The organism is Escherichia sp. WS1451 (assembly GCF_046487365.1).
Taxonomy (GTDB): Bacteria; Pseudomonadota; Gammaproteobacteria; order Enterobacterales; family Enterobacteriaceae; genus Escherichia; species Escherichia coli.
The window spans coordinates 100,594-124,816 of sequence record NZ_JBJQJP010000011.1; the positions used below are offsets into that span (position 1 = coordinate 100,594).

Annotated in this window: 20 protein-coding genes and 2 pseudogenes; 13 read left to right on the forward strand and 9 right to left on the reverse strand. The window is 51.0% G+C overall.

Going from position 1 to position 24,223, the window contains the following annotated elements:
• The first annotated feature begins 152 nt into the window (after positions 1-152).
• A complete protein-coding gene (gene opgB, locus ACJHX7_RS15365) occupies positions 153-2,444 on the forward strand; it encodes a phosphatidylglycerol--membrane-oligosaccharide glycerophosphotransferase (RefSeq protein ID WP_001292674.1) in 2,292 nt (763 codons plus the stop codon).
• Between the two features lie 137 nt (positions 2,445-2,581).
• Here the strand turns inward: opgB and lgoD are convergent, their stop codons facing one another.
• Entirely contained in the window at positions 2,582-3,604 is a 1,023-nt protein-coding gene (lgoD, locus tag ACJHX7_RS15370; protein ID WP_000106035.1) for an L-galactonate oxidoreductase, read from the reverse strand.
• A 138-nt stretch (positions 3,605-3,742) separates the two neighbouring features.
• Here lgoD and ACJHX7_RS15375 point away from each other — a divergent pair, with 138 nt between their 5' ends.
• Positions 3,743-4,657, forward strand: a complete 915-nt coding sequence (locus tag ACJHX7_RS15375) for a GntR family transcriptional regulator (protein ID WP_000091572.1) — start codon at positions 3,743-3,745, stop codon at positions 4,655-4,657.
• A 214-nt stretch (positions 4,658-4,871) separates the two neighbouring features.
• Positions 4,872-6,233, forward strand: a complete 1,362-nt coding sequence (locus ACJHX7_RS15380; protein ID WP_000410144.1) for an MFS transporter — start codon at positions 4,872-4,874, stop codon at positions 6,231-6,233.
• A gap of 48 nt (positions 6,234-6,281) precedes the next feature.
• Here the strand turns inward: ACJHX7_RS15380 and tsr are convergent, their stop codons facing one another.
• Positions 6,282-7,946, reverse strand: a complete 1,665-nt coding sequence (tsr, locus tag ACJHX7_RS15385) for a methyl-accepting chemotaxis protein (RefSeq protein ID WP_094030250.1) — start codon at positions 7,944-7,946, stop codon at positions 6,282-6,284.
• 181 nt (positions 7,947-8,127) lie between these two features.
• Between tsr and ACJHX7_RS15390 the strand changes: the two genes are divergently transcribed.
• Positions 8,128-8,991: a MurR/RpiR family transcriptional regulator gene (locus ACJHX7_RS15390; protein ID WP_000331734.1), complete on the forward strand. Its 864-nt coding sequence runs from the start codon at positions 8,128-8,130 to the stop codon at positions 8,989-8,991.
• Between the two features lie 9 nt (positions 8,992-9,000).
• Here ACJHX7_RS15390 and ACJHX7_RS15395 read toward each other — a convergent pair whose 3' ends face one another.
• From ACJHX7_RS15395 to ACJHX7_RS15405, 3 genes are all read right to left on the reverse strand, one after another.
• Positions 9,001-10,470, reverse strand: coding sequence for a sodium:solute symporter family protein (locus ACJHX7_RS15395; protein ID WP_001084236.1), 1,470 nt, complete (start codon positions 10,468-10,470; stop codon positions 9,001-9,003).
• Between the two features lie 102 nt (positions 10,471-10,572).
• The gene (locus ACJHX7_RS15400) at positions 10,573-10,962 is read right to left on the reverse strand and encodes a RidA family protein (protein WP_000023754.1); all 390 of its coding nucleotides are present in this window, start codon (positions 10,960-10,962) and stop codon (positions 10,573-10,575) included.
• 9 nt (positions 10,963-10,971) lie between these two features.
• Positions 10,972-12,414 (reverse strand): N-acyl-D-amino-acid deacylase family protein, encoded by a 1,443-nt coding sequence (locus tag ACJHX7_RS15405; RefSeq protein ID WP_094030251.1) that lies wholly within the window; start codon positions 12,412-12,414, stop codon positions 10,972-10,974.
• 200 nt (positions 12,415-12,614) lie between these two features.
• Here ACJHX7_RS15405 and ACJHX7_RS15410 point away from each other — a divergent pair, with 200 nt between their 5' ends.
• The 4 genes from ACJHX7_RS15410 to yjiA all read left to right on the forward strand — a co-directional run bounded on the left by ACJHX7_RS15410 (position 12,615) and on the right by yjiA (position 17,473).
• On the forward strand, positions 12,615-13,835 hold the full coding sequence (locus ACJHX7_RS15410) for an amino acid deaminase (protein WP_001561360.1): 1,221 nt from the start codon (positions 12,615-12,617) through the stop codon (positions 13,833-13,835).
• A 267-nt stretch (positions 13,836-14,102) separates the two neighbouring features.
• Positions 14,103-16,253 carry a pyruvate/proton symporter BtsT gene (gene btsT / locus ACJHX7_RS15415; protein ID WP_001314407.1) on the forward strand — a complete coding sequence of 717 codons (2,151 nt, stop codon included), beginning with the start codon at positions 14,103-14,105 and terminating at the stop codon, positions 16,251-16,253.
• Positions 16,254-16,302: 49 nt separating this feature from the next.
• Complete coding sequence (locus tag ACJHX7_RS15420) at positions 16,303-16,506, forward strand: YbdD/YjiX family protein (protein ID WP_000467859.1); 204 nt, start codon at positions 16,303-16,305, stop codon at positions 16,504-16,506.
• A 10-nt stretch (positions 16,507-16,516) separates the two neighbouring features.
• Entirely contained in the window at positions 16,517-17,473 is a 957-nt protein-coding gene (gene yjiA / locus ACJHX7_RS15425; protein ID WP_053292465.1) for a GTPase, read from the forward strand.
• 33 nt (positions 17,474-17,506) lie between these two features.
• Here the strand turns inward: yjiA and ACJHX7_RS15430 are convergent, their stop codons facing one another.
• Positions 17,507-17,809 carry a BrnA antitoxin family protein gene (locus tag ACJHX7_RS15430; RefSeq protein WP_000063158.1) on the reverse strand — a complete coding sequence of 101 codons (303 nt, stop codon included), beginning with the start codon at positions 17,807-17,809 and terminating at the stop codon, positions 17,507-17,509.
• Positions 17,796-18,083 (reverse strand): BrnT family toxin, encoded by a 288-nt coding sequence (locus ACJHX7_RS15435; protein WP_001131965.1) that lies wholly within the window; start codon positions 18,081-18,083, stop codon positions 17,796-17,798. The genes ACJHX7_RS15430 and ACJHX7_RS15435 overlap by 14 nt, the downstream gene beginning before the upstream one ends.
• A 196-nt stretch (positions 18,084-18,279) precedes the next feature.
• Between ACJHX7_RS15435 and ACJHX7_RS15440 the strand changes: the two genes are divergently transcribed.
• The 4 genes and pseudogenes from ACJHX7_RS15440 (at position 18,280) to symE (ending at position 20,879) form a co-directional block, all read left to right on the forward strand.
• Positions 18,280-19,446, forward strand: coding sequence for a restriction endonuclease (locus ACJHX7_RS15440; protein WP_000800823.1), 1,167 nt, complete (start codon positions 18,280-18,282; stop codon positions 19,444-19,446).
• 44 nt (positions 19,447-19,490) lie between these two features.
• Positions 19,491-19,664, forward strand: a pseudogene (locus ACJHX7_RS15445) (type I restriction-modification system subunit M N-terminal domain-containing protein); the annotation flags it as partial.
• Positions 19,658-20,326 (forward strand): annotated as a pseudogene (locus ACJHX7_RS15450) (type I restriction enzyme endonuclease domain-containing protein); the annotation flags it as partial. The pseudogenes ACJHX7_RS15445 and ACJHX7_RS15450, both read left to right, overlap by 7 nt.
• 214 nt (positions 20,327-20,540) lie before the next feature.
• Positions 20,541-20,879, forward strand: coding sequence for an endoribonuclease SymE (gene symE / locus ACJHX7_RS15455; protein ID WP_094030252.1), 339 nt, complete (start codon positions 20,541-20,543; stop codon positions 20,877-20,879).
• Positions 20,880-20,920: 41 nt separating this feature from the next.
• On the opposite strand, the gene ACJHX7_RS15460 is transcribed toward symE, so the two are convergent.
• Positions 20,921-21,085, reverse strand: coding sequence for a DUF1127 domain-containing protein (locus ACJHX7_RS15460; protein WP_094030253.1), 165 nt, complete (start codon positions 21,083-21,085; stop codon positions 20,921-20,923).
• A 176-nt stretch (positions 21,086-21,261) separates the two neighbouring features.
• Here ACJHX7_RS15460 and ACJHX7_RS15465 point away from each other — a divergent pair, with 176 nt between their 5' ends.
• On the forward strand, positions 21,262-22,674 hold the full coding sequence (locus tag ACJHX7_RS15465; RefSeq protein WP_410231649.1) for a PLP-dependent aminotransferase family protein: 1,413 nt from the start codon (positions 21,262-21,264) through the stop codon (positions 22,672-22,674).
• 242 nt (positions 22,675-22,916) lie between these two features.
• Here the strand turns inward: ACJHX7_RS15465 and ACJHX7_RS15470 are convergent, their stop codons facing one another.
• Positions 22,917-23,873, reverse strand: coding sequence for an Rpn family recombination-promoting nuclease/putative transposase (locus ACJHX7_RS15470; RefSeq protein ID WP_094030255.1), 957 nt, complete (start codon positions 23,871-23,873; stop codon positions 22,917-22,919).
• Between the last annotated feature and the right edge of the window lie 350 nt (positions 23,874-24,223).

Sequence of the window (24,223 nt, forward strand, 5' to 3'; positions counted from 1 at the left end):
CCGTAATCAAAAAAGTCTGTTTATAAACTAATTCCTAACAACATCGCATTTTTTTGACACTAGAATTGCAGCAATATGGCGACGCCATTACATTGTGCTTTTCAAAAAGCTTAAACGTTGGCTAAACGGCCCGGTTTAGTGAGGATCGCCCGTTGTCAGAACTACTCTCTTTCGCCCTTTTTCTCGCCTCTGTGCTGATTTACGCATGGAAAGCGGGACGTAACACCTGGTGGTTTGCAGCCACGTTAACGGTGCTGGGGCTATTTGTCGTTTTAAATATCACCCTGTTTGCCAGCGACTATTTTACTGGCGATGGTATTAACGACGCGGTTCTCTATACCTTAACCAACAGCCTGACCGGTGCTGGCGTCAGCAAATACATTCTGCCGGGTATCGGCATTGTGCTGGGGCTGACAGCGGTGTTCGGTGCGCTGGGCTGGATCCTGCGCCGTCGTCGTCATCATCCGCACCATTTTGGTTACAGCCTGCTGGCACTCTTACTGGCGCTGGGTTCAGTGGATGCCAGCCCGGCATTTCGTCAGATAACGGAACTGGTGAAATCCCAGTCACGCGACGGCGACCCGGACTTTGCGGCTTATTATAAAGAGCCGTCGAAAACTATCCCTGACCCGAAACTCAACCTGGTTTATATCTACGGCGAAAGTCTCGAGCGAACCTATTTTGATAACGAAGCTTTCCCGGATCTCACGCCTGAACTGGGCGCGTTGAAAAATGAAGGCCTGGATTTCAGCCACACGCAGCAGCTGCCAGGAACGGATTACACGATTGCGGGCATGGTGGCTTCTCAGTGCGGCATACCGCTGTTTGCCCCCTTTGAAGGCAACGCCTCCGCCTCTGTCTCCAGCTTCTTCCCGCAGAACATCTGTCTGGGCGATATTCTGAAAAACTCGGGTTATCAGAACTATTTCGTGCAGGGCGCGAATCTGCGTTTTGCCGGTAAAGATGTGTTCCTGAAATCGCACGGCTTCGACCACTTATACGGCTCAGAAGAGCTGAAAAGCGTGGTGGCCGACCCGCACTATCGCAACGACTGGGGATTCTACGACGATACCGTTCTCGACGAAGCGTGGAAAAAGTTTGAAGAGCTTTCCCGCTCAGGTCAGCGATTCTCACTGTTTACCCTGACGGTCGATACCCATCACCCGGATGGTTTTATCTCGCGCACCTGTAACCGCAAAAAATATGATTTTGACGGTAAGCCGAATCAGTCATTCAGCGCGGTAAGTTGCAGCCAGGAGAACATCGCGACGTTTATCAACAAAATCAAAGCGTCACCGTGGTTTAAAGATACCGTCATCGTCGTCTCTTCTGACCATTTAGCGATGAACAACACGGCGTGGAAATACCTCAATAAACAGGATCGCAATAACCTGTTTTTTGTCATCCGTGGCGACAAGCCGCAGCAAGAGACGCTGGCGGTGAAGCGTAACACGATGGATAACGGCGCGACGGTGCTGGACATTCTCGGTGGCGATAACTATCTCGGACTTGGTCGTAGCAGTTTATCCGGGCAGTCGATGTCGGAAATCTTCCTCAATATCAAAGAGAAAACATTGGCGTGGAAGCCGGATATCATCCGCCTGTGGAAATTTCCTAAAGAGATGAAAGAGTTCACCATCGACCAGCAGAAAAACATGATTGCCTTCTCGGGTAGCCATTTCCGTTTGCCGCTGCTGTTGCGGGTTTCAGACAAACGCGTGGAACCGCTGCCGGAAAGCGAATACTCAGCACCGCTGCGTTTCCAGCTGGCCGATTTCGCTCCACGCGACAATTTCGTCTGGGTTGACCGTTGCTATAAGATGGCACAACTCTGGGCTCCGGAACTGGCACTTTCCACCGACTGGTGTGTCTCGCAAGGGCAGCTTGGCGGTCAGCAAATTGTCCAGCATGTTGACAAAACAACATGGAAGGGCAAAACGGCATTTAAAGATACGGTCATCGACATGGCGCGTTACAAAGGCAATGTCGATACGCTGAAGATTGTTGATAACGATATTCGCTACAAAGCCGACAGTTTCATCTTTAACGTCGCCGGTGCGCCGGAAGAGGTGAAACAGTTTAGCGGGATTTCTCGTCCGGAGTCGTGGGGCCGCTGGTCCAACGCTCAGCTGGGCGATGAAGTAAAAATCGAGTACAAGCATCCGCTGCCGAAGAAATTTGACCTGGTGATTACCGCCAAAGCATACGGCAATAACGCCAGCCGTCCTATTCCGGTACGCGTAGGCAATGAAGAACAAACTCTTGTGCTGGGCAATGAAGTGACCACCACCACGCTGCATTTCGATAACCCAACCGATGCCGACACGCTGGTAATTGTGCCGCCGGAACCTGTCTCAACCAACGAAGGGAATATCCTCGGACACTCGCCGCGTAAGCTCGGGATCGGCATGGTGGAGATTAAAGTGGTAGAACGTGAAGGGTAATTCCTGACTGATTTGTAGGTCGCATCAGGTGCGGCCTACACGCCTTCTCCGGCTTACAACACACTATTAAGAAACAAAAAAAACAGCGCCCAACACTTCCCCGGACGCTGCATGGCAACTTTAATAATCTCGCCTTATCAGAAAGTAATTACACCCTTAATCAACTCACGATTGTTAATCACATTACGCTCGTAGGTTTCTGCCAGCGTGGCGAACGGGTAGCGATGGGTTAACATCATGTCGGCAGTGATTTTCCCTTCCGCCATCAGTCGACCGACTTTAGCGAAATCTTCCGGCGTGGCGTTGCGGCTGCCCATCATCGTCGTTTCTTTTTTATGGAATTCCGGATCGGAGAACTGCAACTCACCTTTAAACAGACCGACAAATACCACCGTGCCGCCGTGACGAATCAGATTTACGGTGTTATTCATCGCATGTTGATTACCTGTCGCGTCGATCACTTTCTGCGCCAGCGAACCACCAAACTGCGCCCGCAGCTGCGCGTCAAAATCTTCGGCTGACGGGTCCAGTACAGGTAATTCCAGACGCGTTGCCACATGTTCACGGCGCGCCGGACTGGTATCCGCCACTACCACCTGTGCGCCATCGGCTTTAGCGATTGCCGCCGCGCCCAGACCGATTGGCCCCGCCCCGACCACCAGCACCTGCTCGCCGGGAGCAATGGCTGCGCGACGCACCGCATGAGCGCTAATAGCGAAAGGTTCAATCAATGCTGCCGCCTGCGGGTCAATACCGTCTGCGGGCAAAATGTTCGCCACCGGCACGCTCAAATACTCACTAAAACCACCATCCTGATGCACGCCAATAACTGAAATTTTTTCACAGCAATTGGTACGACCGCTTTTACATGCAGGGCATTGCTGACAGGCAACATAAGGGATCACAGCAACTTGCTGACCATTTTTAAGATCAGCAATATTTTTACCCAGCCCAACAATCTCCCCACATATTTCATGGCCTAAAACACGTGGATAACTAAAAAATGGTTGATTTCCACCCCAGGCATGAATATCGGTACCGCAAATCCCGACAGACTTAATTTTTATTAATGCTTCATTGTCACCCGGAATAGGTATCTCGCGTTGTTTCCAGACTAATTCTTTCGGCTGCTGGCAAATTAAAACATTCATCGTAGACATGATTCGGCTCTCCATTTTTTGTTGCCTTAGATATCAATGAAAATGAAAAATGGCAGCGGAACGGAAAATCTGTTTTGTGAAAACACACGCATAAAAATGTTTTAAATCGGGTTTTAATGGACTCACAAGGAGGAAAATATGAGTCGTTCACAAAATTTACGCCACAATGTGATTAACCAGGTCATTGATGATATGGCGCGGGGTCATATCCCTTCCCCACTTCCATCGCAAAGTGCGCTGGCGGAAATGTACAACATCAGCCGCACTACAGTGCGTCATATTCTCAGCCACTTACGCGAATGCGGCGTCTTAACGCAGGTTGGAAACGACTATGTTATTGCGCGTAAACCTGACCATGATGACGGTTTCGCCTGTACTACCGCTTCAATGAGTGAACAAAACAAAGTGTTTGAGCAGGCTTTTTTCACGATGATAAACCAGCGCCAGTTACGCCCTGGGGAAACTTTTTCTGAACTGCAACTGGCGCGGGCCGCGGGTGTCAGCCCGGTTGTAGTAAGAGAATATCTTTTAAAATTCGGCCGTTATAATCTTATTCAAAGCGAAAAGCGCGGCCAGTGGAGCATGAAGCAATTCGATCAATCCTACGCTGAGCAGCTGTTTGAGCTACGCGAAATGCTCGAAACACATTCACTTCAGCACTTTCTCAACCTGCCTGATCACGATCCCCGCTGGCTGCAGGCGAAAACCATGCTCGAACGTCATCGGCTACTGCGTGACAACATCGGCAATAGCTTCCGCATGTTCTCGCAACTTGACAGAGATTTTCACTCCTTACTGCTTTCAGCTGCCGACAATATCTTTTTTGATCAATCGCTTGAGATCATCTCAGTCATCTTTCATTTTCACTATCAATGGGACGAAAGCGATCTTAAACAGCGCAATATCATTGCCGTCGATGAGCATATGACCATTCTCAGCGCTCTGATTTGCCGCAGTGACCTGGATGCCACCCTTGCGCTCCGTAACCATTTGAATTCAGCTAAACAATCAATGATTCGATCCATTAATGAGAACACGCGTTATGCTCATTAAGTACGGATTAAAAACAGCAAACTATTAGCGGGTGCACGGTTTTATCAAAAGATAAATACCGGGAAATTCCCGCTTACCTATGCTCACAATCAGTCGACTAAAAATGTTTTTGTGAGCGGTAGTAAAGTCCTAAAACTTTAACCTGCCGTTAATGTCAACCTTGCGTAATGCACAATTACGTAAACAATTAAAATTATAAATACAGGAGTCCGGCGTGGAAAAAGAAAATATCACCCTCGATCCGCGTTCTTCATTTACTCCATCTTCGTCGGCAGATATTCCCGTGCCACCAGATGGATTAGTTCAACGCAGTACCCGAATTAAACGTATTCAAACCACCGCCATGTTGTTATTATTTTTTGCGGCGGTAATCAATTATCTCGATCGCAGTTCGCTGTCGGTAGCAAATTTAACGATTCGTGAAGAATTGGGATTAAGTGCCACCGAAATTGGCGCTTTGCTCTCCGTGTTTTCACTCGCTTACGGGATTGCGCAACTTCCTTGCGGCCCACTATTGGATCGTAAAGGCCCGCGCCTGATGCTGGGACTCGGGATGTTCTTCTGGTCACTGTTCCAGGCAATGTCTGGCATGGTGCACAGCTTTACGCAGTTCGTGTTGGTGCGTATCGGTATGGGGATTGGTGAAGCGCCGATGAACCCATGCGGTGTAAAAGTCATTAACGACTGGTTCAACATCAAAGAGCGCGGACGCCCGATGGGCTTCTTCAACGCAGCTTCTACCATTGGCGTTGCCGTAAGCCCACCGATTCTGGCGGCGATGATGCTGGTGATGGGCTGGCGTGGGATGTTTATTACCATTGGTGTGCTGGGGATTTTTCTCGCCATTGGCTGGTATATGCTCTATCGCAACCGCGAGCACGTAGAACTGACTGCCGTTGAACAAGCTTACCTCAATGCTGGTAGCGTGAATGCCCGCCGAGATCCGCTCAGTTTTGCCGAATGGCGCAGCCTGTTCCGTAACCGCACAATGTGGGGAATGATGCTCGGATTCAGTGGCATCAACTACACTGCGTGGCTGTATCTGGCCTGGCTTCCTGGTTACCTGCAAACAGCCTATAACCTGGATTTAAAAAGCACAGGGTTGATGGCGGCTATCCCTTTCCTGTTTGGGGCTGCCGGGATGCTGGTCAACGGTTACGTTACTGACTGGCTGGTCAAAGGGGGAATGGCTCCGATTAAAAGCCGTAAGATCTGCATTATTGCCGGGATGTTCTGTTCTGCCGCCTTTACGCTGGTCGTACCGCAAGCGACAACATCCATGACGGCGGTTCTGCTGATTGGCATGGCACTGTTTTGTATTCACTTTGCCGGAACATCCTGCTGGGGATTGATCCACGTCGCAGTAGCTTCTCGCATGACTGCGTCGGTGGGCAGTATCCAGAACTTTGCCAGCTTCATCTGCGCCTCTTTTGCGCCGATCATTACTGGTTTTATTGTTGATACCACCCACTCATTCCGTCTGGCACTAATCATCTGCGGTTGCGTCACCGCAGCGGGGGCACTGGCGTACATCTTCCTGGTTCGTCAGCCGATCAACGACCCGCGTAAAGATTAATCTCCCTATGCCCGATAACATTTTGCTTATCGGGCATTTTTATGGCGATTAAAACGTTTCCCAGTTCTCCCCGCTATCTGCCACGGCCATTTTACGCGGCGCAACTGGCGTCACGGTTTTTGCCACAGCCGATGCTTCACGCTGCTGTTGCTGCTGTTGCTGAATCCGGAACACTGCCACTGCTTCGGTCAGGCGACTGGCCTGCTCTTCCAGCGCGGCGGCGGCGGCGGCAGATTCTTCCACCAGCGCAGCGTTCTGTTGGGTTACTCTGTCCATCTCAGCTACTGCTAAGCCAACCTGATCGATACCACGGCTCTGCTCATCAGAAGCCGAAGCAATTTCGCCCATAATGTCCGTCACGCGGGTCACAGCGCTGACAATCTCTGCCATGGTTTCCCCGGCGCTTTCGACCAGCGTAGAGCCAACATCCACTTTGCCCACCGAGTCTTCAATCAGGCTTTTAATTTCACGAGCCGCCTGAGCGCTGCGCTGGGCCAGATTACGCACTTCACCCGCGACCACCGCAAAACCGCGCCCTTGCTCACCCGCGCGCGCTGCTTCAACCGCCGCGTTCAAAGCGAGAATATTGGTCTGGAAGGCAATGCCGTCAATTACGCTGATAATATCGGCGATTTTCTGCGAACTGGTGGAGATATCGCGCATAGTCTGCACCACGTTATCTACCACTTTGCCGCCGCGTTGCGCCGTTTCAGAAGCACTTAACGCCAGGTGGCTGGCCTGGCGCGCATTTTCGGCGTTCTGCTTCACCGTTGCGGTCAGTTGCTCCATGCTGGCTGCCGTCTCTTCCAGCGAAGCGGCCTGTTGCTCGGTGCGCGAAGAGAGATCGTTATTGCCGGTAGCGATTTCGCTGGCACCGCTATAGATGGCATTGGCCCCGTTGCGCACATCACCGACGGTACGCATCAGCTCTCCCTGCATATGGCGCAAACTCTCAGCCAGTTGCCCCATCTCATTAGAGCCATCCACCTCAATCGGTTTCACCAGATCGCCGCCTGCAATATGACGAATGCTGTCAATCAGGCGATTCATTGGCGCTACCAACGAGGCTTTAATACCGAACCAGACGGCGAAGATGACCGCCAGTACGACGATCATCACGCCCACCAGAATCCACATCGCCTGGCTGTAGGAGGCATTGTTATCGCTGACGGCGATATCATAGAGCCGATCGTTTTGCTCCATGTAAGCCACATACTGCTTCTCGAAACCGTCCTGATATCCCTGGGTCGGCTGATCAAAGAACTCGTTGATTTTGCCTGCACCTAACAGTTGGATCAGCTCCGCCAGCGCATTGTGATAAATATCGTAATTACGTTTGATCTCTGCCGCTGCGGCGGTGCTCTGACGCGGGTCACGCGGCAACGCTTCGTAATCCGCCCAGTTTTTTTCCGCCTGTTTCAGCGAAATACTGGCACTCTGCATCAGCTCAGCAACGGTTGAACCGCTACCAATATTATTCTGATCCATCATGTAGCGGATACCCGCGCGGTTGAGGGTGTTACGCGTCTGCAACAACGCGACCCAGCTGCCATTCAGCGTGGATTGCTGCTGGCGAATGGTTTGTAAAACAGTGAAATTTTCTTTGTCATTCTTTAAGGCATTAAAGAACAGACCGCCTGATGTCAGTTGTAAAAGGCCAAAAACGGCCAAAACCAGCAGTAAGCTGGTCACGATCTTGATACGTTTTAACATGGTTTCTCTTTCCACTAGACAGATACACTGGTTGTCGGCCTGGTGGTGGAAAACTTTATGCTGTGGAAAAGCGTCGGCACTGCTTTTGTTGCAGCAAACTTGCGTTTTTTGTGAGGGTCACACTCTATAGCGGCAGTTTATGGTACAAAGTATCAATCTTCTTCGAACCAGTGATACTCCTATGGCTTATAGCATCGATATCATCTCCTGCATTACCGAACGGTTTATGGCGTTAACAGCCACTGAAAAGCGTATCGCACAATTTATTCTTGATGACGTCTCTGCCGCAGTAGAGTTGCCAATTGCTGAGCTGGCACGGTTAACGCAAACCAGTCAGGCGTCGGTGACGCGTTTTGCCCGTGCACTGGGGTGCAAAGATGTCCGCGAGTTGAAAGTCAAACTGGCGCAGTCACTGGCTGTCGGGCAGCGGTTTATTCTCGATGTACCGGATCTTGACGGTGTTCAGGGGATCTACGAAGCGATTATTAGCGTGCTGGAGACGCATCGTCGTTCGCTGGATATGAATGCCATCAGCCAGGCTGTAAGCTGGTTAAGTCAGGCGCGGCAAATTCTTGCGTTAGGAACTGGCGGCGGTTCCACTATCTGTTCACAGGAGATTCAGTACCGTTTATTCCGTCTGGGGCTACCGGTGGTCAGTCAGAATGATGCCCTGATGATGAGAATGATGTGCTCGGCAGTCATGCCGCAGGATGTGGTGATTGTGCTTTCGCTGGGCGGTTATACACCGGAAATCATCGAAAGTGCGGCAATCGCCCGTCAGTATGGCGCGCGTGTTATTGCCATTACGCCAGCACAAACACCGCTGGCGGAACAGGTGGATCTGGTATTGCCGTTACTGGTTCAGGAAAGTGATTACATCTTTAAGCCCACCCCTTCCCGCTACGCGATGTTAGCCATGGTCGATGTACTGGCAACAGAACTGGCAATGGCAAATAAAGCGCAGGCGAAAGATCGCCTGCGGCGGATAAAACTCGTGTTAGACAGCCACCGTGGGGGCGCTAACCGCCAGCCACTTGGCGATTAGCATTGTCGGTTATGCTTCTTCAGGTTTGGTGATCACGACACTCTGGTTTTCACGCTCATTGGTGATAATCGCCAAAGCTTCTTCCCGGCTGACCTGACTTGCTGGCGTTACCAACGTCACCAGTACGCCAGCGACCAGGCTGCCCAGCACTGACGGAATACACGGGTTACCCCAGTAAGCCAGCCAGTCGGCATTCATCAGCACCACAATTGACATCACCATACCGCTCACTAACGCCGCCAGCGCGCCCTGCCAGTTAAAGCGTAGCCAGAAGCGACCGAGAATCGAGCAGATAAACAGCCCGGACATCAGCATCGAAATCATTTTGGTAATGTAGCTGATGATGTCATTAGAGGTCAGAGCAAAGACCAGCGCCAGGCCAATAACAAAGGTCAACATCCAGCGTGAGTAAGTAATGGCCTTGTCCTCCGGCGGCATTCTGCCGGTAATCATGGTGTAGACGTCGCGCATCATAATCGCCACCGCCGCGATGGCATCGGAGCTGGCGGAAGACATGGTGGCTGAAAGCCCGGCAATCAGCACCACCAGCCCAAGAATGGCAGGTAAGAAACTGGTCGCGAACAAGAAGGCGTAGTTGCTGTTTTCCAGATTTGGGTTCATGGTGAACGCCGCCATGCCGATAATGGCAGGCAAAATCGAGAAGAACAGATATAACACCCCAGTAATAACAAACGAACGGCGTACAGAGGGAACATCTTTACCCGAGTAAATACGCTGGCGATAAGACGGTGTTGCCAGCACACCTACGCCAATAACCAGTGCCAGCGAAAGCGCAGGCAGCACGCCCATTTTATCAATCGCAAACAGGCTCATCGCTTTTGGGTCCATCGCCTGCTCAATCGCACTCCAGCCGCCAACGTGAACAACGGCAAGAATAGCCATTAATATAAAGCCAAAGAACAGAATTAGGGCCTGAATAGTATCTGTCCACACTACCGCCGAATAACCGCCGATAATAACGTAAATCGCAAAAGCTAAGGCAATAATTAATTTTGCCACCGTAAGATCAATACCTGTTGCCCAGGCAAGATACATACTTCCACCTAATATATGCGCCCCCAGCCAGCCAATAGAGGCAATAAATATCATCAGGCCGACAATATTTTTAATTAAATGGCTGCCGCCAGTATAATAAGATATTTCTTCACTCATGGTCATAAATCGTAATTTACGTACCGGTGCAAACAGCCACGCCACCAGTAATATACCTACGGCCCCACCGACGCCATAAAGCATTCCGGCCCAGCCATTGCTGTAGCCAAAGCCCACTGCGCCCATACTGGAACCCGTGCCAACCATCGTGGCAACGGTTGACCCCAGCGTCAGAAACAGCGGCAGCGAACGCCCGCCCAGCAGAAAATCTTCTCCGCTTTTCTGATTACGAGAAACAAACCAACCAAGCCAAATCATGGCGATGGCATAAATAATAAAGCCGACTAAAAAGATATGACTGTTCATAATTCACATCCTGCCAGTAGAGAGAAATTAATGTAAGAGTTCCCGGAGTGCTGAATGTATTCAGCACTCAATTGCGGTCTGTTTTTTTAATTCTTAAATTTATTAGCGGGTCGCGTTATAACAGGTCACATCGACTTCGACTTTACAATCGACAACCAGATCAGCCACACAACAAATACGTGCAGGTGGATTCTCGCCAAAAAATTCTCTGAATACTTTATTAAATGACTGGAAATAGCGGGCGTCGGTCAGGATCACTTTCACGTGAACCACATCCGCCAGGCTATAACCGGCTTCAGTCATGATGTCGACACAGTTTTGAATCGCCAGTCGTGACTGTTCAACGATTCCGCCTTCTACCACTTCACCGTTTTTCATGGGTGTTTGCCCGGAGACGTACAGCCAGCCGCCCGCCTCAACCGCCCTGGCAAACGGCAAATGCTGCCCGCCAGTGCCTGTTCCACCTTCCGTACCGTAACGTTTAATACTCATATTCACTCCTTAATGTGAGGTCTGGCGGCGCAGGAAGCGTCCCGCACGGCCTGTAATGTGTTTATCGCGACCATAGCTCATAACGCCGTTCACCATCACCGCCTCAATGCCATCTGCCGGGCGTTTGGGATCAGAAAAGCTGGCAACATCACGAATGGTTTGTGGATCGAACAACACCAGGTCCGCAAAATAACCGACTTTCACCAGTCCACGCTGGGGCAGGCGAAAACGGCTGGCAGAAAGCCCGGTCATTTTGTGGATAGCCGTGGTCAGTGGGAATAAGCCTTCATCACGGCAATAGTGGCCCAGCACGCGAGGGAAGGTGCCCCATAAACGCGGATGCGGCATGGGATCATTGGGCAGTCCGTCAGAGCCAATCATACTGACCGGATAACTCAACACTCTGCGGACGTCGCGCTCGTCCATGTTGTAATAGATAGCCCCGGCAGGCATTAGCAGCTTCGCGGCCTCCAGCATACTCATCTGCCAGTCGATGGCGATTTGCGCCAGTGTTTTCCCGGCCTGCTGCGGATGTGTTTGTGACCAGGTGATCACAATATCGAATTCGTCGGTGACTTGTTTGAGATCCAGCGTTGAAGAGCTGGCTGAGTAAGGGTAGACATCGCAGCCAATTTCCTGGTGTTGACGCATTTGGTCAAAAAAGGCCAACGTTTCTTTTGTCCGCCCCCAGTTTTTCGCCCCGGCGCATTTATGGTGGGAAACCACGACAGGCACTTTGCCATGACGCCCAATACGAAACGCCTCATCCAGGGCATCGAGAATCGGTTCAAATTCAGAACGCAGATGGGTGGTATAAACGCCCTTCTCACCGGCTAATTCTTCCGCCAGCGCCATGACTTCTTCGGTAGTCGCCTGAAATGCCGTTGCATAGGCCAGCCCGGAACTTAACCCCAGCGCCCCCTGACTCAACGCCAGACGTAAGTCGGCACGCATAGCGGCAATTTCATCCACCGTCGCCGGGCGAAACAGGTCGTCCATATGGTTATTACGCAGCGCCGTATGACCAATCAGCGTGCCAACGTTCAGTGACGGCCTGGCTGCTTCCACTGCCTGGGCATAGCTTTCAACGGTAGGATAAATAAAGTGCTCTGCTTCCCCCAACAGATTCATCGGGTCAGGAACTTCACCTTTCATTTTCGCCGACGCCGCACTAATCCCGCAGTTACCGACAATCACCGTAGTGATCCCCTGGCTGATCTTTGGCAGATATCCCGGGATGCGAATAACGTTGATATCGTCATGGGTATGAACGTCGATAAACCCTGGTGCCAGCACCCGCCCTTCCCCGTCAATGACCTGCTGCGCCGTAACGTTAAGCGCAGGGGCAATATCGACAATCCGATCACCTGTTATTGCCACGTCACCGCGAAATTCAGGGCCGCCGCTACCGTCGATAACGGTCACATTTTTGATTAACCAGTCAACCTGCATGTTCGTCACTCCATTTCTGCAATGGTGACAAGTTAACCATTTACAAGGACGAAAAACAGTGGAAAACTACGCAAAACCCAGATGATTTTATGATACTTTTATTCATAAATAATAAGATAAATAAACTAAATATTTATATTTCATTTAGTTACAAATGATACTCACATCCGATACGGTGAAAAACTTAAAAGGTAAATGTTATGAAATACCACTCAGAACCTCTGGTTCCCCATAAATCTGCCCTGATGCAAATGCCCGCAAATCTCCTTGCCGAAGATGTCTGTTTACCTGCCGCGATCATTAAAAAGCAGGCCCTGGAGAACAACATTACGTGGATGCAACGCTACGCTGACGCGCGCGGCGTTTCACTGGCACCGCACGGTAAAACCACCATGACGCCGTGGATTTTTCAGGCGCAGCAGGCGGCTGGTGCCTGGGCAATAGGTGTCGGTAGCGCATGGCAGGCTGGTGCGGCAATGGCGAGCGGTATTCAGCGAGTGCTGATGGTTAACCAGCTGGTCGGCAAGGCGAATATGCAGTTGATTGCCCAGTTGCAACGACATTACCCGACGGTCGATTTTATCTGCTGTATCGACAGCATTGAGAACGCCCGCGCTTTGTCTGCCTTTTTTGCCAGTCAGCAACAGACACTGAACGTGATGATTGAGTTGGGTGTCCCCGGCGGGCGCTGTGGTTGCCGCTCAAGGGATGCCGCACTGACACTGGCTAAACAGGCAGCCCAATTACCGGGGTTACGCCTGCGGGGGCTTGAGTTATATGAAGGCGTTTTACACGGTGACGATCCACAACCGCAGGTAGAAGCTCTGCTGCGGGATGCCGCACAACTGGCCTGTGATATGGCAAGTCTGGTTGATGGCGAGTTTATTCTCACCGGAGCAGGCACGGTCTGGTATGACGTGGTGTGCAATATCTGGCTGGCGGCAGAAAAGCCTGATAACTGCCGCATTGTTATTCGCCCTGGCTGCTACATCACTCACGACACCGGGATCTACGACGCGGCACAACAACAGTTGCTTGCCCGTGATCCTGTGGCCTGCGATCTGGCAGGCGATCTCACATCTGCGCTGGAACTGGTCGCCATGGTGCAATCGGTGCCGGAAGCTGATCGTGCGGTGGTAAATTTTGGTAAGCGTGATTGCGCCTTCGACGCCGGACTGCCGCAACCAGTCGCCCACTACCGCAACGGCAAATCACTGGCATTTGATCCACAGGCGATTCGCAGTACAGGTATTATGGATCAGCACTGCATGTTGCAACTGTCAGCTAATAGCGACGTGCAAGTGGGGGATATTCTGGTGTTTGGCACATCGCATCCGTGCCTGACCTTCGACAAATGGAAAACGTTGTTATTGACTGATGACGACTACAACGTACTGGCAGAATTAGACACTCTCTTCTAAGAACGCCCCTTCGGTTAATTATCGAAGGGGCATTTTTATTGTGATCTCAATCACATATCCACCCGACGAATAATTCTTGCCCAACCGCTCACCGCCATTCCTGACCGCTTACATCCCTAAAATAACCACTCAGTTATTTACCTTACTTTACGCGCGCGTAACTCTGGCAACATCACTGCAGGATAGCGGTCAATTTACCTCCTCAAACGCAACGCAAACCTAGAACGGCTTCGGCCAACTATTAATCAATACATGCCAGGTTTTACTATGGATACTAAAAAGATATTCAAGCACATACCCTGGGTGATTCTCGGAATCATCGGTGCATTCTGCCTCGCGGTAGTTGCATTACGTCGGGGGGAGCACGTCAGTGCCCTGTGGATCGTGGTCGCCTCTGTGTCGGTGTATCTGGTGGCTTATCGCTACTACAGTCTGTACATCGCCCAGAAGGTGATGAAACTCGACCCCACGCGCGCGACGCCTGCGGTTATTAACAACGACGGTCTGAACTATGTTCCGACCAACCGTTACGTGTTGTTTGGTCACCACTTCGCCGCTATCGCCGGTGCTGGTCCGCTGGTTGGTCCGGTTCTCGCCGCGCAGATGGGCTACCTGCCTGGCACGCTGTGGCTGCTGGCGGGGGTAGTGCTGGCCGGTGCGGTACAGGACTTTATGGTGCTGTTTATCTCCTCTCGCCGTAACGGCGCATCTCTCGGTGAGATGATCAAAGAAGAGATGGGACCAGTACCGGGGACTATCGCGCTGTTTGGCTGTTTCTTAATCATGATCATCATCCTTGCCGTCCTGGCGCTGATTGTGGTTAAAGCCCTGGCCGAAAGTCCGTGGGGTGTCTTCACCGTTTGCTCAACCGTACCGATTGCGCTGTTTATGGGTATCTACATGCGCTTTATTCGTCCGGGGCGTGTGGGTGAAGTCTCTGTCATTGGTATCGTGCTGCTGGTTGCCTCTATCTACTTCGGTGGCGTGATTGCTCACGATCCGTACTGGGGTCCGGCACTGACCTTTAAAGACACCACCATTACCTTCGCGCTGATTGGCTATGCGTTTGTTTCCGCACTGCTGCCAGTGTGGCTGATCCTCGCACCGCGCGACTATCTGGCAACCTTCCTGAAAATCGGCGTTATCGTCGGCCTGGCGCTGGGTATCGTGGTGCTGAACCCGGAACTGAAAATGCCTGCGATGACCCAGTACATTGACGGTACTGGCCCGCTGTGGAAAGGCGCTCTGTTCCCGTTCCTGTTCATCACCATCGCCTGTGGTGCGGTATCTGGCTTCCACGCGCTGATCTCTTCCGGTACGACGCCGAAACTGCTGGCTAACGAAACCGACGCGCGTTTCATTGGCTACGGCGCAATGCTGATGGAGTCCTTCGTGGCGATTATGGCGCTGGTTGCTGCGTCCATCATCGAACCGGGTCTTTACTTCGCGATGAACACCCCGCCTGCTGGCCTTGGCATCACCATGCCTAACCTGCATGAAATGGGTGGCGAGAACGCGCCGATCATCATGGCGCAGCTGAAAGACGTTACCGCACACGCGGCAGCGACCGTCAGCTCCTGGGGCTTCGTGATTTCGCCAGAGCAGATCCTGCAAACAGCGAAAGATATTGGTGAGCCTTCTGTCCTGAACCGTGCAGGTGGTGCGCCGACGCTGGCGGTAGGTATCGCTCACGTGTTCCACAAAGTGCTGCCGATGGCTGACATGGGCTTCTGGTATCACTTCGGTATTCTGTTCGAAGCCCTGTTCATCCTGACCGCGCTGGATGCGGGTACCCGTTCTGGTCGCTTTATGCTTCAAGACCTGCTGGGTAACTTCATCCCGTTCCTGAAAAAAACCGACTCTCTGGTTGCCGGTATCATCGGTACTGCGGGCTGTGTGGGTCTGTGGGGCTACCTGCTGTATCAGGGCGTGGTCGATCCGCTGGGCGGCGTTAAGAGCCTGTGGCCGCTGTTCGGTATCTCCAACCAGATGCTGGCAGCCGTAGCACTGGTACTGGGCACCGTTGTGCTGATTAAGATGAAGCGCACCCAATACATCTGGGTAACTGTTGTTCCGGCTGTATGGCTGCTTATCTGCACCACCTGGGCGCTGGGCCTGAAACTGTTCAGCACCAACCCGCAGATGGAAGGCTTCTTCTACATGGCAAGCCAGTACAAAGAGAAGATTGCTAACGGTACTGACCTGACGGCACAGCAGATTGCCAACATGAACCACATCGTGGTGAACAACTACACCAACGCGGGCCTGAGTATTCTGTTCCTGATCGTGGTGTACAGCATCATCTTCTACGGTTTCAAAACCTGGCTGAAGGTGCGTAACAGCGACAAACGTACTGACAAAGAAACTCCGTACGTTCCAATCCCGGAAGGCGGCGTGAAGATCTCTTCGCACCACTAACCGTGTTTAGCCCCGCTTCGGCGGGGCTTTGTTCTTATCAGAGTGAACTATGTTTGGTAACTTAGGACAGGCAAAAAAATATCTCGGCCAGGCGGCGAAGATGTTGATTGGCATTCCAGACTACGACAACTACGTCGAGCATATGAAGACCAACCATCCCGACAAGCCGTACATGAGCTATGAAGAATTCTTCCGCGAACGCCAGAACGCACGCTACGGCGGCGATGGTAAAGGCGGTATGCGCTGTTGTTAACGGAGAGAGCATGAACCCGATTGCAGTTACCCTACTCACCGGTTTTTTAGGCGCGGGCAAAACTACCCTGCTGCGCCATATTCTTAACGAACAGCACGGCTACAAGATTGCCGTGATTGAAAACGAATTCGGCGAAGTCTCCGTTGATGATCAACTGATTGGCGACCGCGCCACGCAGATCAAAACGCTGACCAACGGCTGCATCTGCTGTTCGCGCTCCAACGAGCTGGAAGACGCACTACTCGACCTGCTGGATAATCTCGACAAGGGCAATATTCAGTTCGACCGTCTGGTCATTGAATGCACCGGCATGGCCGATCCCGGCCCGATTATTCAGACCTTTTTCTCCCATGAGATTTTATGCCAGCGCTACCTGCTGGACGGCGTGATTGCGCTGGTGGATGCGGTACATGCCGATGAGCAGATGAACCAGTTCACCATCGCCCAGTCACAGGTTGGCTACGCCGACCGTATTCTGCTGACTAAAACCGACGTCGCAGGCGAAGCAGAAAAACTGCGTGAACGCCTGGCGCGCATCAACGCCCGTGCACCGATCTACACCGTCACCCACGGCGACATCGACCTGGGCCTGCTGTTCAACACCAACGGTTTTATGCTGGAAGAGAACGTCGTCAGCACCAAACCGCGTTTCCACTTTATCGCGGATAAACAAAACGATATTTCGTCGATTGTGGTGGAACTGGATTACCCGGTAGATATCAGCGAAGTTTCCCGCGTGATGGAAAACCTGCTGCTGGAATCGGCAGATAAACTGCTGCGTTACAAAGGGATGCTGTGGATTGACGGCGAACCTAACCGCCTGCTGTTCCAGGGCGTCCAGCGCCTCTACAGCGCCGACTGGGACAGGCCGTGGGGCGATGAAAAACCGCATAGCACGATGGTGTTTATCGGGATTCAGTTGCCGGAGGAAGAGATTCGGGCGGCGTTTGCGGGGTTGAGGAAGTAATTTTGGATGATGGCCGCCATGTGGCGGCCTGAATTATTTTTTGTTCTGATCGCGCAGCATCGCTTCACGTAAAATTGCGTTCAGGCGAGTTTGATAGCCTTTACCTGGTCGCTTCAACCATTCCATCACATCAGAATCAATACGCACCGAGGCCTGAGTTTTCAATGGCCGATAAAACTTACCGCGTTCTGCGTTAGACCATTGCTCATCGCTGGAAGGTGGGATATCACTGTAATCAATATCTTCGTCGGATTTATTCGCCAGCGCCTTCAGTTCGGCCTCATGCTGCACATCGAGTGTAGAGGAGGTCCCTCGTTTATGTTTAACCATGCTCATAGCGATTCCTCTCTTTACGATCTGCTTTTCGTGCACTGATGATTCGAATAATTTCATTTCCGCTTTCGAAACGGATGGTATGCGCAACCAGAATAACCACGATGCCGTAAACCAGGCCGATTGTCTGCCAGCGATACTCACCGTTTTCTATGCGTTCTTGCTGTGACAAATGTTGTGGATCATCAAACACTAACACCGCATCTTCAAAGCGGATGCCATGTTTCACCCGATTACTTTTGGCCTTGTTTGCATCCCATTCAAACTCCATTGGCATAGTTGCCATCCCTAATTGTATATACAAAAATGTATCTACAATTATTCTGCAATTATAGCGTTGATGTTGGAAATAGCATCACGTTTTGGATAATCAACCATGAAATTGACAATGAGTGAGTTGGACTTGATTCATCCAATAGAATTTCTCGCCTGACATGGCACACTAAACACCTCGCTGTCGTTAAGGGATTACCGTGAAAAACTACAAAGTCATTACCCCGCTTTTTCCTACCTATGCGCAAGTTAAGGCTATGATGAAAGCCGTCTCAGGCTATTCCCTGAAAGCGGTGCGCAATATGATTACTGCCATTCACGAGCAAACCGGTACGCCGCAAAAACCCGTTGACTGGTCAGAACCCGACCTGTGGATCAGCGAGCGCTTAACGGGTGAAGATGCCGACATCGCCCGTCGTATTTGGGATACCGATAATCACATCTTGAACCCGCGCCACAGCTACGGCTGCTACTTATTCCTCAACTATCCCCAGTTTGAGCTGATGGAAAGCACACCAGATGATATCTGGCAGCCCACCTCGCGCGGGCAAAAATTCCTGCAAGATGACGAAAAAACGCTGCGTTCACTGGACGACCAGGAAGGCATTCTGCAACTGCTTGAGCTGCTGGCTGGCCGGGAAATGTCGCGCCGCGCCGATTTATTGCCGGAATGGCAGGCCTTTTTGCATCAGCATTCGAAATTCGCGTCAGCAAGTTCAGTGAAAAGCACGCTCTACTCCCGTCTCTATAACCTTATCGACCGTGACATGGTTAACCGTGAAGGCATGAGCTATCGCATCACCGATACCGGGCGCGCCTGGCTTGGAAAAGCGTTGCCAGCACGAAAAAGCGATCCGCGTAAAGAGCTGTTGGAAGCGGTAAAACGCTATAACGAACAGCAAAAAGAGCTGCTGCGCGAACAAATCAGCACGATGAACCCGTACAAATTTGAGCAACTGGTTGGTCAATTACTGGAAGCAATGGGCTACGAGCAGGTCGAAGTGACCAAAGCCTCAGGCGACAAAGGTGTGGACGTGATTGGTCAGGTGCAGGTCGGCATCACCACTATTACCGAAGTGGTGCAGGTCAAAAGAATGCAGAACACTATCACTCGCCCGTATATCGACCAGTTGCGCGGGGCGTTGCCTTACCACAAAGCCATTCGCGGTACGCTCATCACCACCGGGAAATTTGCGGCGAAATGTGCAGAAGCGGCGCTCTTTCCGGGTGCCGCGCCCATTACGCTTATCGACGGCGATCGTTTACTGGAACTGTTAATCGAAAATAACGTCGGCATTCGCCGCAGCAATGCAGTGGAATTGCTGGATGTGGATTTGCAGTTGTTTGATGAGCTGGAGATGGATTAAAGGGCGAAATCTGCCGCCTCTACCATTACAATACGGAGTTCATCGTGGTCAAAGCACCAACTAAAAAAGCCAAAGCAAAGAAAAGCTCTGAAGAAACATTATGTGATACCACAAACCAATTTCGTGGTAGCGTTGAGTCCTCCGAATACAAGCACGTGGTGTTAAGCCTCGTGCTCCAGAAACTCATCAGCGATAAGTTTGAAGCACGCCGCAAAAAATGATTGCCGAAGCGTTAAAAGCTGATGGGATGGAAGAAATTTATTTTTCTGGCGACAAAAAAGCGGAATCTATCGATATTTTTGACGAAGATTATCTGGCGCGAATTAACAAGATCAAACTTCCAGCAACGAAGATCCTGTTATTACAAAAATTACTGGAAAAAGCGATCAGCGAGTTCAGGAAAGTGAACCAGTTGCAAGGGATTAACTTCACCCGCCGCTTCCAGGCGATTATAGATCGTTATAATGAGCAGCGAGAAGATGATGTACTCAACGGTGAAGAATTCGATACATTCAGTCAGGAAATGATTGATATTATCTATGATATTAAAACCGAAATGGGCACCTGGGCCGATTTAGGCATTGATATTGAAGAAAAAGCCTTTTTCGACATTCTTGCTCATATGCGCGATAAATATCAGTTCACCTATGACGATGAAAAAATGCTGTCACTGGCAAAAGAGATGAAAAGCGTTGTTGACAACACATCGAAATATCCTGACTGGAGTAAACGCGATGATATTAAAGCGAAACTGAAAGTTGAACTTATTCTGCTTCTACACAAGCATAAGTTCCCGCCAGTAGCGAATGATGATGTTTATATGGGTGTGCTGGCACAGGCAGAGAATTTTAAAGAACATCATATGAGTGCTTTAAATTAATTATGAAGGCCGGATACACTTTGTTATCCGGCCATTCTGAATTAACGTTAATTTCTCTTCCAGATCTTTCCAGTAACGCTTTTATTATTTTCTATTTTTAGCTGGACTTTCCCTGTATTTACTGATGATATATCCAGGTATTTAGCGCGGTGCGAATGTGCGCCAACACACCCGCACCGCTCATCACAATCCCTATTTCACGAGAATAGTAATCATGACTGACACGCATTCTATTGCACAACCGTTCGAAGCAGAAGTCTCCCCGGCAAATAACCGTCAATTAACCGTGAGTTATGCGAGCCGCTACCCGGATTACAGCCGTATTCCCGCCATCACCCTGAAAGGTCAGTGGCTGGAAACCGCCGGTTTTGCTACCGGCACGGCGGTAGATGTCAAAGTGATGGAAGGCTGTATTGTCCTCACCGCCCACCCACCCGCCGCCGAAGAGAGCGAACTGATGCAGTCACTGCGCCAGGTGTGCAAGTTGTCGGCGCGTAAACAAAGGCAGGTGCAGGATTTTATTGGGGTGATTAGTAGCAAAACGCCACGCTAAGTTTCTCTCCCCTTCCCCATACGGGAAGGGGAATTGCCCCATCACTCCACATCCTCCCTGCGTAACCCAATATCCCTCAACCGCTCATCACTCATCTGCTGTAACACTCGTCGGGTCTGCATTTGCCGCCGCCAAAGCCTCACCGCCTGCCAGAGTTGCACAAGTCTGATAAACGGCGTTTTGGCTTTGTTTTCGTGAAATTCCATCTGCTGCCTCCTCATCTTTCAGAGGCTTCATCATCCGCCTTCTGGCAGTTCACAATACAGATGCAAATATTAGTTTTATTTAACATACAGACAGGTTAAAACAGCATCTGCATCCGGTTTTTTAGCCTCATCTGTACCGGTTTTTCCCTCTGTATGGTCCAAATAAGGAATACAGCATGACGCGTTATCAACATCTGGCGACTCTGCTTGCCGAGCGGATTGAGCAAGGGCTGTATCGTCACGGGGAGAAATTGCCGTCGGTGCGCAGCTTGAGTCAGGAGCACAGCGTCAGTATTAGCACCGTGCAGCAGGCGTACCAGACGCTGGAGACGATGAAGCTCATCACTCCGCAGCCGCGTTCGGGTTATTTTGTCGCACAACGTAAAGCCCAGCCGCCAGTACCGCCGATGACGCGTCCGGTGCAGCGCCCGGTGGAAATTACCCAGTGGGATCAGGTGCTGGATATGCTGGAGGCGCATAGCGACAGTTCCATTGTTCCGTTAAGTAAAAGCACGCCGGATGTCGAAACGCCCAGACTGAAACCGCTGCGGCGGGAGCTAAGCCGGGTGGTGCAGCATAATCTGCAAACCGTTCTCGGTTATGACTTGTTAGCCGGTCAGCGAGTGTTGCGCGAGCAGATTGCCCGCCTGATGCTCGACAGCGGCTCGGTAGTCACCGCCGATGACATCATCATTACCAGCGGCTGCCATAACTCGATGTCGCTGGCGTTAATGGCGGTGTGTAAACCGGGCGATATTGTCGCGGTCGAATCCCCCTGTTATTACGGTTCGATGCAGATGCTGCGTGGCATGGGCGTGAAAGTGATTGAAATCCCCACCGATCCAGAAACAGGCATCAGCGTTGAAGCGCTGGAACTGGCGCTGGAACAGTGGCCGATTAAAGGCATCATTCTGGTGCCAAACTGTAATAATCCGCTGGGATTTATTATGCCGGACGCGCGCAAACGGGCCGTTCTCTCTCTCGCTCAGCGTCATGATATTGTGATTTTTGAAGATGATGTCTACGGCGAACTGGCAACGGAGTATCCGCGCCCGCGGACCATTCATTCCTGGGATATCGACGGGCGAGTGCTGTTGTGCAGCTCGTTCAGTAAAAGTATTGCTCCAGGCCTGCGCGTGGGTTGGGTCGCACCGGGGCGTTATCACGATAAACTGCTGCATATGAAATATGCCATCAGCAGCTTTAATGTGCCGTCCACGCAAATGGCGGCGGCAACGTTTGTGCTGGAAGGTCACTATCATCGCCATATCCGGCGGATGCGGCAGAATTATCAGCGCAATCTGGCACTTTATACCTGCTGGATACGGGAATATTTTCCCTGCGAAATCTGTATTACGCGCCCGAAAGGCGGATTTTTACTGTGGATAGAATTGCCTGAACAGGTCGATATGGTCTGCGTCGCGCGGCAGCTGTGCCGCATGAAAATCCAGGTGGCGGCAGGCTCGATTTTCTCAGCTTCCGGCAAATACCGTAATTGTCTGCGCATCAACTGCGCTTTGCCGCTCAGCGAAACCTATCGCGAAGCACTGAAGCAAATTGGCGAAGCCGTGTATCGGGCAATGGAATGAATTCGAAATAGTGGCGAGCCCCCTGATTTCCTCTCACGAATAGCGTGTGACTCGTTTTATCTTTGCAGGGTCATCTCCACGTTCCAGCATGGCTTAGGCAAAATGCGCTTCGTTCATGCCGGATGCCATGTGAACGCCTTACCAGGTCTACAAAATTTTTAAAGTTCAATATATTGAATGGGTTATGTAGACCTGATAAGCGTAGCGCATCAGGCAGCTTTGCGTTTGTCATCGGCCTCTGATTAGTACTCGATCCATGGATCGCGCTTGCTTTCAGGCAAGGGCTGATCTAATGCCTGCATTTGCTCCGCCGAAAGTCCGGTAATCTTTTGTATCCATTCAGGATCCGCCCCATTCTGCAACAACAATCGGAGGAGGCTCTGTTCCCCTTCTTCTTTCCCTTCTTTCCTCCCCCTCTCCCTTCCCAACAGCCATCCATCATTATGAATTCGCTCTGCAATCGTCATTATTCGCTCCCTGTGTTGTGGCATTCGACTGGTTAGTTCGCTGATAAACTCTTTAAAACTCGCTTCATCGCCAGCCAGTAAAATGTAATTTAACAGCGCGGTTATCTGGCTGTCATTAGCGCACCCTGTAACCAGTAATACTGCCAGTTGATCAATAAGCCCCATTAGATCGCGCTGGCGAATATGCTTTTGGATCAACTCCAGCAGGGCGACTCTGCGATGCTGCACAATCTCGTCGTCTGGCACGACAGTGACATCCACCAGCGGGAACGCTGCGGTATAAAGCTTCCGTGCGGTAGCCGGGTCGGCAAATTCATCCAGCCAGCACAAAGACCAGGGGTAAGGACTACGGCTACCGTGATAAAACAGCATCGGGATGACCAGCGGTAGCGGCCGGCGTTTATCATGCTCGATATGGCGCTGCATCACCGCCATGGAATATCGCATCAGGCGAAAGGCCATATGGATATCCTCGCGGCTCTGATGTTCAATCACCACATAAATATAGCCATCTCCTTCGCGGGTCTTTACCGACCACAGAATATCGGAATGTAGCGCCCGCAATTTTTCATCGACAAAGCTGGCGTATTCCAGTTTTAAGCTGTCGAGATCGCACAGTTCACGTAAATCTTTGGGTAAGTGGATCTCCATAAAATCCCGCGCGGTGTCAGGGTGGGTGAGAAAAGATTTAAATAATGCGTCATGCGGCGTGCTGGTCGTGAAGTTTGTCATGGCGATCCGTCACCTGTAGATAAGATGGCCCGACTGTAGCGACTAACAAAACCATTCTCACCCGGCAATTTCTCGTTCCCCGAGGTGCTTTCCAGGCTATTTTTGTTCCTCTGCAAACGATACATTTTTCCGGAAACAGGCTCGCATTTTACATTTCCTGTACCCGGCAGATATTCCCCTTTCCACCGCACTCTTTTGATTAACCGCAAATTTTAATTACACTTAAGGTGTATATTTTCTATGCAACCCATCAATTCAAGAGGTGTAATGTGCTGATGACTATTTGTAATCGTTATACATTCTGACCTGGAGTCAGAAGGTATTTCTCTGTCTGTATGTTCACAGGCAGT